7 protein-coding genes and 1 pseudogene are annotated in these 12,635 nt (G+C 46.1%); 6 read left to right on the top strand and 2 right to left on the bottom strand.

Going from position 1 to position 12,635, the window contains the following annotated elements:
• The first annotated feature begins 33 nt into the window (after window positions 1-33).
• Window positions 34-930 carry a LysR family transcriptional regulator gene (locus P8596_RS17600; protein ID WP_279724476.1) on the top strand — a complete coding sequence of 299 codons (897 nt, stop codon included), beginning with the start codon at window positions 34-36 and terminating at the stop codon, window positions 928-930.
• Between the two features lie 25 nt (window positions 931-955).
• On the opposite strand, the gene P8596_RS17595 is transcribed toward P8596_RS17600, so the two are convergent.
• Both P8596_RS17595 and P8596_RS17590 read right to left on the bottom strand, forming a co-directional pair.
• On the bottom strand, window positions 956-1,312 hold the full coding sequence (locus P8596_RS17595) for a VOC family protein (protein ID WP_279724475.1): 357 nt from the start codon (window positions 1,310-1,312) through the stop codon (window positions 956-958).
• 22 nt (window positions 1,313-1,334) lie between these two features.
• The gene (locus P8596_RS17590) at window positions 1,335-2,180 is read right to left on the bottom strand and encodes a helix-turn-helix domain-containing protein (RefSeq protein WP_279724474.1); all 846 of its coding nucleotides are present in this window, start codon (window positions 2,178-2,180) and stop codon (window positions 1,335-1,337) included.
• Window positions 2,181-2,320: 140 nt separating this feature from the next.
• Here P8596_RS17590 and P8596_RS17585 point away from each other — a divergent pair, with 140 nt between their 5' ends.
• The 5 genes and pseudogenes from P8596_RS17585 to P8596_RS17570 all read left to right on the top strand — a co-directional run bounded on the left by P8596_RS17585 (window position 2,321) and on the right by P8596_RS17570 (window position 12,559).
• Complete coding sequence (locus tag P8596_RS17585; protein ID WP_224519295.1) at window positions 2,321-2,713, top strand: DUF1259 domain-containing protein; 393 nt, start codon at window positions 2,321-2,323, stop codon at window positions 2,711-2,713.
• Between the two features lie 293 nt (window positions 2,714-3,006).
• Entirely contained in the window at window positions 3,007-3,849 is an 843-nt protein-coding gene (locus P8596_RS17580) for an alpha/beta fold hydrolase (RefSeq protein WP_224519296.1), read from the top strand.
• A 30-nt stretch (window positions 3,850-3,879) separates the two neighbouring features.
• Window positions 3,880-4,107: pseudogene (locus P8596_RS23850) on the top strand (cyclase).
• 153 nt (window positions 4,108-4,260) lie between these two features.
• Complete coding sequence (locus P8596_RS17575) at window positions 4,261-4,872, top strand: histidine phosphatase family protein (RefSeq protein WP_254651985.1); 612 nt, start codon at window positions 4,261-4,263, stop codon at window positions 4,870-4,872.
• 139 nt (window positions 4,873-5,011) lie between these two features.
• Window positions 5,012-12,559, top strand: coding sequence for a carboxypeptidase regulatory-like domain-containing protein (locus P8596_RS17570; protein WP_279724473.1), 7,548 nt, complete (start codon window positions 5,012-5,014; stop codon window positions 12,557-12,559).
• The last annotated feature ends 76 nt before the right edge of the window (window positions 12,560-12,635 follow it).

The raw sequence follows: 12,635 nt of genomic DNA, 5'->3' as shown, positions 1-12,635 counted from the left end.
CTATTAACTATTTTTATAGTTGGAGGTGTCAGGATGGAAATCAATCAGCTGATTGCATTTGAGCTTGTGTCGAGGCTAGGTTCATACAGCAGAGCTTCTAGATACCTGGATGTATCGCAGCCTACTGTCAGTTTGCGGATTAAAGAGCTAGAGAAAGATGTTGGGGGATATCTTTTTGTCAGGGCGGGGAAACAGATGGAGCTGACGGATTTGGGTAAAGGGTTCCTTCCCTATGCCAGGCAGGCTCTCGAAGTGTTACATAAAGGGAAAGAAAGGGCCCTGTCGATAATGGAAGGGAAAAGAGGGGAAATCACGATTGGAACCCTTCCGACATTTACATCTGGACATTTTACGTCGATCATCAAGGAAATGTACACTGCATTTCCCGATATCCAGATCGCCATCCACACCGGCCATAACCAACAAATCATCGACATGCTTTATGATGGAAGCATTAGAATGGGGATGATCACTTCTCCATTTTTCAATAAAGATCTGAAAAAGCTTTATAGTATTAAAGAACCTCTGATCTTCGTTGCCCGCCGTGATCAGCTATTAAGCGGGATGGAGGTTGGGAGTTATAGGGTAGAAGACATTTTTGAAACAAGCAAACCATACATCTTGACGGATTGGAGCGAGGAGAGCAAGCACTGGCAACGAACCCATATGTCATTCGGGAGTGACACCATCGAATTGCCTCCTGCTACAGCACTGGAGTTTGTCCAGAACTACAGTGGAACAGCGCTCCTTACAGAGTCCATGGTATCCGAGCCTATAGAAAAAGGAACATTGGTGAAGCTGGAACCAAATGATATGCCTGCTCTCTACAGGGAAGTCGCTTTAGTGAGCCTGGGTAGCGAACAGTCCCTGCCTCCTGCTGCCCGGCGCTTTTTAGAAACAGTAAGGTCCGGTTCATGGGGACAGGTATAGAGCGGGTGCCATCCCCGCTCTGCCGTTATGCATCTAATTCCTCAAACAACCCAACTGAATTACCATATGGATCGCTAAACGTACACCAGGCTGCAGGTACTCCTTCCCGGGTTTGAACTTCCTCTATTGTTATATTCAATGATTCTATTAATCTCTTACGTTCAGAATAGATATCGTGCACACCTAAACGCAGCGGACCATTCCCGATTGCCGGTTCTCCTTTTGCCACCTGCAACCAGGTATCTTTTACGATTTCCCACTCGGCAAAATCTTCATGTGGTATGAAGTCGGGGGCGCGGTTGAAAAGTGTTTTGTACCAACTAAGCCCCGCTTCGTAATCTGTTACTCGAACTTGAAAGGTGACTCCTGTATAGTTCTTCATTCTTTTTCCTCCTTTTTTGTGATTACATCTTAATGGTATCGGAGTGATGAAAGACCGTATTGTAAAAATCGGACACTTGAAGTTTAGACGGACTTTTTCCCGTTCTTTTCTTGAAATCCTTAATGGAGTGGGATTGATCAAAGTATCCATCGACAAGATCCGTTCTGTTAGGATGGCGCACCCACTCTTTTAAGATTGATTGAAATCGGATGATTTGGCTGAACTTCTTGGGGCTCAATCCAATGCGTTCTGCAAACAAGCGATTCATCGTTCTGGTACTGATCACTTCTTTTCGTGCGATTTCCTCGACGGTCAATGTCCCACATCCTGATACAATAGTAGAAAGAATAGCAGGAAGCGAGGCATCCTGTCTGAATGACAAAGAATCTTTCAACGCTTCAGAGAATATGACATCACAACACGGAATCATCTCGGTTACATGATTTGTCTGTAGCAATTGGTCTTTAAGTTTCCCCATCAAAGATTGGTTTAAGTGATTCAAATCAGTCATCGAACGAGCGGTATCCTTCGCCTTCTCCCTTATAAAGTAAGCAGAGCTCCCCGGATAAAAACGAATGCCAAAAGTGATTTTATGAGGATGATGTTGTTCAGTCGAGTGAAAATATTCATCAAACATTCCGTAGTACGTTACCGAACTGGTTTGGCTCAGACAATCGTATTCAAATAGGATATCGGTACAGCCATCCGGAATGATGTCGTACGAATAACGGGGGATCTGCATTTTATAGGGGGAAGCCAGCCAGTAGCAGCAAATGTAAGGGCGGAGAAACGGTGCCGGTTGGAATTCCTTATATTTCGTATAGGGGCTCGGCATAATCGTTGGCCGAAAAAAATCAAAACGTGTCATCGCTTTCCCTTCTTCCTTTCCATTCGTCTACTAGAGTACATTCAAGTAAACGCTCCATTCTCCTGCCATATCTTTCACACATCATGGCATCTTTCCACCCCGTTAAGAATAAAGTGGAAACAAAAAGGGTGGTCTGGTTTATGAACAATGTTCACGAGTTGTGCACGGAATTCGGTAAGATTCTGAATGGGAAAGCAAAGCTGAAGAATGGTGTATGTTCCGTATCCATCGATAGAAATCTGTATGTGACGATTCAAGGACGGCTAAGCAGAGGGGAGCTAAAGGCGGGGTTCTCATTCGAGTCACTGGATCAAGAAGGCCGTGCATTAAATCTTGGGGAGGTTGTCCTGTTGGAAGAAGAGATTCAGTCATTCTCGAAAGTGCTGATCAAAAGAGGATTGCTCGTCAGCGCTCTACATAATCATTGGCTCTTCACCCATCCTGATATTATGTACATCCATTTTCAATCCGTTGAGCCTCCTCTACAGTTTGCCCATAAAGCGGCCGAGGCACTTTCCGTTCTGGAAAATTGAAGCGTTCTCCCCGCCATTTCTCTTCCATTCCAATTTACTCCTAATATTTCGAAACTTTTTTCGTTCTTAAGACGTATAAATGACTAGAACAACCGTTTGATGAGCCGGCTCACAACGGTGTGGCATAGGGTCTGGAGTAGATGACGATCTGCCATAAATGGATTCTATGAAAATAAAAGGAAAGTTAACAGAATAATTGAAACTATTCTGATTCGGCATCCGTCTAATGAATAGTGTATAAGATAAAATACCCAAATTAACGATACAGACAAATCAGACTGGGGGAAATAGGAATGTGGGAACAAAAGCTGATCCAAACAAACCGGGGGATTTTTGAAATCTTTGAAGCAGGTAACGGGGAACCGTTATGCGTGACGCACCTTTATAGTGAATTTAACGAGAGCGGGTATCATTTCGCTGATCGATTTGTCGAGGACTTTAAAGTGTACTTGGTGAATCTGAAAGAAACAGGGAATTCCACTGAAGTGACACATGAAGACGAGCTGAGCATGAGTGAGACAAGCAAAGATTTAGAAGCGATCCGCCAAGTTCTCGGATATGAACACTGGAACTTTGCCGGACATTCAACCGGTGGGATGCTCGGGCTGCACTATGCCGCTCATCATCCGGAGTCTGTCAAACGATTGGTTGTAGGTGGAGCTTCCGCAACAAATGAATATATGGAGCATCAGGACAGTATATACTGCGACAAGAATCCGGAAAATGACCGTTTGAAGGAAATCGTTTCCGTCTTTTATTCTGAAGAGGCAACGAAAGAAGAGCGCCGGCAGGCAGGAAAGGCGTGGACGGAAATGTCCTTGTATGATCCGGAAAGATACGATGAATACTTCGGCAAGCCAAGCAGTGGAAAAGTGGTTAAAAAACGCCTGGACTATTATTCTAAGACGGAACTTCCTGAGTATGATATTCGAGAAACCATTTCGGAAATTACCACTCCGACAATCATATTCTGCGGGAGGCACGATGCGCAATGCCCGTTTGTGTTTTCTGAAGAAATCTTTCATTTAGTACCAAATTCAACCTTTTATATTTTCGAAAATAGCAATCATTCTCCTCATGTCGAGGAACAAGAGAAATTCAATGACATGGTGAAGGATTTCAGCTGTTTGGTGTAGTTCTCCATATGAGCACACAAGAGGTTTCAAATGGATAAGCGGGTTCAATTTGACTTTGAAATCGATTTTACCAATGGCGGTGGTATTCAAGGACAGGAGTTCCGTCTTGATATTGACGGGGATGACATCTCTGATCAATAACTGGCCAAGTACATCGGGGAAGATATGAGATAACTGATATTGGGAGAAGTAAGAATACTAAATAAGAAGATCATCCAAGAGAGGCATAAACGGATGGTTAAAAAGAGAATGGGATAAATTAGAAGAGGTGCATTTCTTACCGGAAATGCACCTTTCCTATTTTAAATAAAGGGGAACATGGTATTTAAGTAGAATGTCATTAACTTAGAATGATATATCTGTATAAGCAAGGAAAGATTGTTTATCATCTCTGTGAAAGAGGGGAATTGTATGCTGGAAATTTATTTAACCCGTCACGGTGCAACGGAATGGAATGTAGAAAATCGTCTGCAGGGCTCTCTTAATTCCGACTTAACTGAAAGGGGAGTCAGAAGCGCGGCCGCTTTGGGAAGGCGTCTGTCAGACATTGAATTCACCGGAATATACGTAAGCCCAAGTAAGCGGGCGTTAGAGACAACAAAATTGATAGTATCCGATGAATCCTCATTCACGATTATAGACGATTTGAATGAAATATCATTTGGAGACTGGGAAGGAAAAACCAGGGAAGAAATAGAGTTGAAAGGAAAGGAGGAATACGATAACTTCTGGAACCGGCCACACAAATATAATCATCTGCACCACAACGGAGAGTCATTGGCGGCTTTTAAACAACGGGTAGCAGTCGCCATGGGACGAATTCTTTCAGAAAATCCAGAAGGACGTATACTGATTGTGACACATGGTGTTGTCATCCGTGCGCTCATGGCATTCTTCTGGAATATCCCTCCTGAGAAAATGTGGGATCCGCCCATTATTCACGGTACAAGTCTGTCCATCGTTCGCTTTGACGGTAACCATTTTGAGAAGGTGATGTTAGGGGATACGATCCACATGAAGTGAACAGGATTGTCAATGGAGAAAGGTTCATTTTTAGGTTAAAAGGACTATTAAATTTACTTTAGTAGACGTTTGAACAGACAACTTCTCCCCCTTCTTAATATGATGATAAAGATCATATCATTTAAAGGAGGTTTTTTCTGTGGCATTTCCCAGTAATTCACAGTATACCCCTGTTTTAGTGGGAGGGACGCCCGTATTCGATGTCTTAGGAGATGAAAGTCCGGTTTCAACAGACATTGTAGGGAATTCAACTTTTCCTGCAGGTTTCTTTGCGTACGACGGAACGAATGTATATTTCCGATTAAGACTGAACGGGGATCCCCGGAATAATCAATTAACAGGTTTCAGAAATTTCGCATGGGGGGTTTTGATTAATACAACCGGTGTCGCCGGGACATACGATTGGCTTTTTAACGTGGATGGATTGAATAACCGAGTGAGTCTGATTCAAAACACGGTGAAACTGGTCAATTCGTGGAATGACCCTGCTGAGGGGACGGGCGGAGGGAACCCAAACTTTTCCCAAGCAATCACCAACTTTGACTATGCAAGGGTTACGCTGGCAGATTCGAGTATTGGAGGCAATCAGGATTATTTCCTTGATTGGTTCTTGCCGGCAAACACTGTTTTTTCTTTTCTAGGTATAAATGAAGCATCTCCTTTGCGAGCCATTTACTTCACTTCTGCCAATGCAAATAATTATAACAAGGATTCACTACGGGAAGACGAAGAATTTTCGTTTGCGAATGCCTTAAGTGACCCGGTCACGCCAAGTCAGGCCGACATCAGGGCGAGGCTTTCGACCAACAAGGTAAGGAATTCCGGACCACAGTCAGTTCTCCTTGGTCAGCAGGCAACATGGACAGGTACCGTAACTGTGACGAATACGGGCCTTTCACAGGCCACCACGATCTTTCTCGATGACATCATCGGTCCGGATCAGGTTACCGGATTTGTCGTGAATTCCACATCACAAGGGCTCACTACGTATAACTCAGCTACTAAATTACTGACCTGGAACGTCGGAAACCTGAATCCAGGTGCCACCGCTACTCTAACATTCTCTCTGAGCGGTGCCTATACAACCAGCGGATCGAGAAACTTAGATAGGGTACAGGCATCAGGTGTGGATTCATCGACGGGTAAACCCATTCAATCCAACACTTCCGTGGTGACGATCACCGTACAACAAAGTGCTACGGTTAATGGGACCATCACGGATCAAACAACCGGGTTGGTACTTCCGAACGCTACCGTTTCCCTTCTGCAGGGAATGAGCGTCATTGCCACCACACAAACGAATACAAGCGGTTTTTATTCGTTTACAAATGTCGTGCCTGGAAACTATACGGTTCAGGCTTCATTAACGAATTACGTGACGGGAAGCGTGAATGTGACGGCAGCGGCAGGGGCTTCGACAACGGGCAATATTGCCCTCGTACCTCAGCCAAGTACCATAACAGGAAACGTTTCGAATGGTGGTGCCATTAATAATGCGACCGTTCAGCTTCTGAATAATTCCGGTACGGTGGTGGATACCACGACCACCAACATAGCCGGTAATTATTCCTTCACTAATGTGACACCTGGACTCTATAACGTTTCTGTTGTGGCCGCAGGGTTTCAATCTCAGACAAAAGCGGTGATGACAGAACCGAATCAGGCGTCTGTAGTCAATTTCACGCTTGTTGCGAATCCCGGTGCAATATCCGGTACAGTCCGTGATGCCTCCACTACTAATGCAATCCCATTTGCCAATTTAGAGCTCCTGGACTCCAATGGGGTGCTCATTGCTTCCACCACGGCTGACGGAAGTGGTCAATATACCTTCAATAATTTAGCACCTGGAACGTATCAGGTCAGGTCCTTTGCTGCTAACTATAGTTCCACGACGGTCTCTTCGATTGTAACCGCCGGAAATACAACCATTACGAACCTCTTCCTCGACCCCAATCCAGGATCCATACAAGGGACGGTCATTGACGCTGACACCATGACGGCTATTTCTGGCGCATCCGTTCAGGCTATCAATAGTCAAAATGTGGTTGTAGCGAGTACCACAACGAATGGAAGTGGGCAATATTCCTTCACGAGTCTCACTCCCGGTTCGTATTCTCTCTTATTTATAGCAAGTGGCTATGCGACTCAAACACTCGGTGCTGTCGTCATATCAAGCACTGTCACCATTGTAGATGCTGCATTATCAAGGCTCGCTGGTGCGTTAACTGGTACCGTTCAGGATCCTAATGCTGTAGCAATTCCCGGGGCAACAGTAACAGTCTTCCAGAACAATATCCCGATAAGTTCGGTGGTAACAGATGCAAATGGGCAGTATATGGTGTCCGGACTCCCTCCTGGAAGTTACACCCTTGTCGTAAGTGCACCGAATTATACGACGGAAACGGTTGCGGCGATGATTGAAAATGGTCAGACCACTACAGTGAATGTTACCTTAAATGTAGATCCCGGTACATTGACCGGATTTGTAAGAGATTCCAATAATAATCCGATTGCAGGTGGAAGTGTCACTGTGGAGATCAGTACAGGAACAGGCATCATCGTTGCCACCACTGTGACCGCACCTGATGGCTCTTATACGGTTCCGAACCTTGCCCCTGGGAATTATACAGTAGTAGCGGCAGCAACCAATTATCAAACAGCCGCTCAGGGCGTCACGATTTCATCCAATGCCACTAGCATTGTCAACTTTAATCTAGCATCCAACCCCGGTTCTATTGCAGGGAATGTAACCAATGCCCAAACCGGAACACCGATCATAGGTGCCAACGTACAGGTGCGGGTGGTGGATTCCAGTGGGGCGATTATCGCAACGGTCCTAACCGACAATAACGGTCAATATGTGGTGAATGGGCTGGCACCTGGAATATATACAGTGGTTGTATCCGCAATGAACTTCCAGACCAACGCTGCATCTGTGCAGGTATCGTCCAACCAAACCGCTGATGGTAGTGTTGCCCTGGAGCCTGATCCCGGAAGGATTACAGGAACCGTTGTGGACAGTCCGGGAGGCAACCCTATTGCAGGAGCAAGCGTGAATATTATCAACAGCTCTGGAAATTTGATTACGACCGTACTGACAGATTCAAATGGGGTTTTCATGGTAGAAGGGCTGGCACCGGATAACTATACAGTGAACGTATTTGCTGCCAATTATCAGAACGGTACAGTCGGCGCACTCGTTTCTTCAGGTCAAACAACACCTGTTTCTGTGTCATTGCTTCCAAACCCGGGTTCCATTACCGGAACGGTTACTCCTCTCGTACCAGATACCGTTATTCAATTAAGAGATGTAAACAACGTCCTGATCGATTCTGTCGTCGCTAATCAAGATGGGACGTTCTCGTTCAATAACTTGACTCCAGGCACATACACAGTGTCAGCCTCAGCGCCAAACTACTCCATAGCTCAGGCAGGGGTGTCGGTTTTGGCAAACCAAACATCTACCGTCGCTTTAGCACTCACACCAAACCCTGGTTCTATATCCGGACTCGTGACTGATAATGTAGGAACTCCAATCGGGAATGCTGTCGTTCAAGTGTTTGATCAAAATAATATCCTGATTGGTACTGGTTTTACTGACGCATCTGGTCACTATGTCATAGGAAATCTTCCGAGCGGGTCTTTCACTGTGGTGGCCAATGCACCTGGGTTTGGTCAGGTGATCACCGGAGTCAGTCTGGGAGTGGGGGAAGATTTAACCGGCGTCAATATTTCATTGATTCCGAATCCCGGAAGTATCAATGGCCAGATTACCAATGTGACGACTGGCGATGCCATTCCTGGTGCAACGGTAGTCATTATCGACGGGATCTCCCAAATCCCTGTAGCAACGACAACGACATCCGTTTTCGGAAACTATTCTGTCAGTGGGCTGGCTCCGGGATCTTATATCGTCTCGGCCTCGAAAGTGGATTTCACGACAGAGCAGATCGGTGCCATCGTCCAAAGTGACTCATCGACGATAGCGAATCTGGCTTTAAATGAGAATCCTGGTACGCTTACAGGGAATGTGGAAGATACAAACGGAAATCCAATTACAGGTAATAACATTCAAATCTCTGTATTTAATGAAAATAATGTGCTGGTTGTCAGTTTCTTTGCGAACTCTGATGGGACATATTCAGTGCCTTCACTTGCACCAGGGACGTATTTCGTTACAGCTACAGCACCAAACTATTCGTCATCCACCGTATCGGCGATCATTCAATCCAATCAAACCACAACCGTTACCAACGTGTTAGCTGCAAATCCTGTGACCCTTTCAGTGCAGGTATTGATTCAGAATACCTCGACTCCCATAGAAGGATCGACCGTCACCATTCGGCATTCCAACAACATCACGATTGCCACCGGTATTACGGATGCGAACGGAAATGTCACCTTCACCTCATTGCCGGTAGGTACACTGAATATTACAGCGGATGCAGCCACATTCGGGACAGATACGAAGTCTGTTATCGGGGGACCTGGAGACATTCTCTTTGCTGAACTCAATCTTTCTCCAAATCCTGGACAGATTCAAGGTTTCATTACCAATCTTGCAAATGGAAACCCCATCCCCAACGCCGTCATCCAACTTTACGATGTCACGAATGTACTCGTCCAAACTACATTATCCAATCAAAATGGGGAGTACACGTTTGCCGGAGTCACCCCTGGAGTATATACTGTCGTGGCCAATGCTGCCGAATTTGGTCCGGAGACAGCGGGAGCGATCGTTACATCTGATCAAACCAGCTTCTTGAGTTTTGCCTTACGTCCAAACCCGGGAATCGTCCAAGGTTTCGTAAGGGACTCGGTTACGCTTGCTCCAATAGCCGGAGCCACTGTAGTCGTCCGTGAACTTTCCGGAACCGGTCCGATCATTTTCACCACCATCACCGATTCAAACGGATTCTTCCAGACGACCACTCTTTCTCCTTTGGTGTATGTACTGGTGGGAAGCAGTCCGAGTTACGGGGCTTCTGCTGTTTCGGCGGAAGTCATGAGCGGAGGAGTCACCAATGTAGAAATTCTTCTCACACCGAATCCAGGTTCATTAACAGGAACGGTCAGAGATGCGCAAACCCTACAACCTTTATCTGATACCCTGGTCAGGGTCATTGACAGTCAGGGTACCGTTATCGCCACCGTACAGACAGATGTAAACGGGGAGTATATCATACCAGGACTTGCAGAGGGAAGCTATACCGTTGCGGCGATCAATACGGGTTATCAGGCATTGCTCCAGCAGGTCAATATCCAACCCAACACCACCACCGTACTGGACTTTAAGCTCCTGGCTAACCCTGCCATCCTCAGTGGAAATGTAGTGGATGCGGTTACAGGTTCTCCTTTGACAGGAGTCATCATTGAAGTTTATGCAAGTGGCACAGGTGTATTAGTGAGGAGGGTCCTTACGGATGAAAACGGTAATTATTTGATAGAAGGTTTACCTCAGGGAGCGTTTGATGTCATTGCCCAACTTGAAGGATACGCCATCAATGTAAATAATGTCTTCATAGCACCTGGTCAAGTTGAGGTACTTGATATTGCCCTTACGCCGTTTCCTGCAACGATTCAAGGGACGATACTAGATGCCGTTACTATGAATCCGATCAGCGGAGCACTTGTCAAAGTGGTGATACCAAATACAGATATTGTTGTTGCAAGCGCCCTGACATCGAGCGATGGAACGTATTTCATCGGTAACTTGCCAACCGGCAGCTACAATGTGGTCATTTCTGCCGACGGCTATGGAACAGTAATCACCCCCGTCATCCTTATCCCGAATGGGACAGAAACGGTCAATGCAGCCTTAGAAGCAAATCCTGCTGGAATGACAGGTACTGTCTTCAATGCACAAACTGCGACTGGAATTCAAGGGGCACTTGTAAGGATCTTTAACTCAGACGGTGTGTTTATTACCAGCACCCTGACAGATGAAAATGGAGCCTATGTGATTACCGGGTTAGCAGAGGGTCAATATACGGCCGTAGCAAGCGCAGATGGGTTTGGAGACCAAATAGCGGTTGTGACGTTGTCACCAGGTGAAACGGAAATTGTTAACTTCAGTCTTTCGAACCTACAAGCGGTTCTTAAGGGAACCGTTCGGGATAGAGCCAACAATCAACCTATTCAAGCAGCACTTGTTCAAGTATTCAGGGTAGGGACGACACTGCCGGTAGCTTCTGTCCTCACCGATAGCTCTGGGAATTACTTGATTACGGGCCTTGAGCCCCGTGAGTATCGGGTGGTGTTCTCTGCAGAGGGTTATACGAGTGAAGTATTCAGGATTTTCCTGACGAATGGAGAAACGAGGACTCTCGATGTAGAACTTGGACGCCAGCCTGCCACGTTGACGGGCACGGTTACGGATGCCGGGACGGGAACGCCAATTCTCGGTGCCGCTGTCGTAACTGTCATCAGTGGATCAGGAATTGTTGTGGCATCAACATTAACCGATCAAGAGGGAAGGTATATTCTGACCGGGCTTCCTGCAGGTGATTACAATGTCATATTCTCCGCAGAGGAATATGTAAGCCAGACAATCCCTATCACCCTTCGTCCAGGGGAAACGGCGGTTCTTAATGCAGCACTAGAATCAAACCCAGCCACGATAACAGGAAATGTCAGGGATGCACGAACGCTTGGGGCCATTGAAAATGCCCTTATCCAAGCCTTTACAACCGATGGAAGATTACTGGGTGTGACACTTACGGATATGGATGGGAACTATACGCTTTCAGGGCTGCCTGGTGGAGAGGTGGTCATCGTTGTGAGAGCGAGAGGCTATCAAAGTCAGTTCCAAACGGTCACGCTCATCAGGGGAACCACAAGGACCCTCAACTTCCTGCTGGAAGACAATCCTGCAAGCGTCAGGGGATATGTAACAGATATCCAAACGGGGGAACCGATTTCTCAGGTGCTGGTTCAAATCTTTCCGATTGGATCCCAGGTGCCCATTCGCTCAACGTTAACCGATCCCAACGGATTCTATATCTTGTTAGGACTGCCTCCTGGGAATTTCATCATCAGGTTTACGGCACCGGGATACCCGGTGAAAGAGGTGCGCATCAATCTACAAGAAGGGGAGGATCGGGTGCTGAATGTTCAGTTAGGAGAAGTACTCCCTCCACCATCAAATTTGAGACCTGAATGCATCGCAGTAGAAAAAGTATATGATTGGGTCATTGCTACCCATAACGCAACGCAACCTATTTGGTTATCCGAAGGTTGTAGTGAGCTGGTCGATGAACTCCTGAATAGGGGAGAAGGTATACAGGTATCATGTCAGTTAACCCCTGCCGGATGTTCGGTCATCGGGTTTGAAAGAGGGACACCGGGATATGTGGAGGTGCGTGGCCAAGCAACACTTCAATTGACCATCCAATCCAGAGTAATTGAAGCAGAAACCTGCACGATGGAAATACCGGTCTTCTTTGATAAAAAGATCGCATGTTGTTTACCTGAAGGAATCGATCCTGAGAATGTGAAATGCTCCATCATCGATATCAAATGTGGGGAAAAACAAGGAACCCTCACCCAGGAACAGGTCAACATTCAATTCATCGCATGCCTGGAAATTGAAATTCTTCACCCGGTTATACTGGAAGTACTTGGTTCATTCTGTAGTCCAAGAACAACGGTGGAAGTGGTAGAAGAAGAGGATGACATGTGTTACTAAGAAAAAGAGGTGTTCTCCGAGAGAGAGCACCTCTTTTTATATTTGTTTTATTCGAAACCAGGGTCAAATGGATAAA

The sequence above is a fragment of the Rossellomorea sp. DA94 genome, from assembly GCF_029834455.1.
Taxonomy (GTDB): Bacteria; Bacillota; Bacilli; order Bacillales; family Bacillaceae_B; genus Rossellomorea; species Rossellomorea vietnamensis.
Note: the sequence above shows the minus strand (reverse complement) of the source record. Positions and strands in the feature narration are given on the sequence as shown.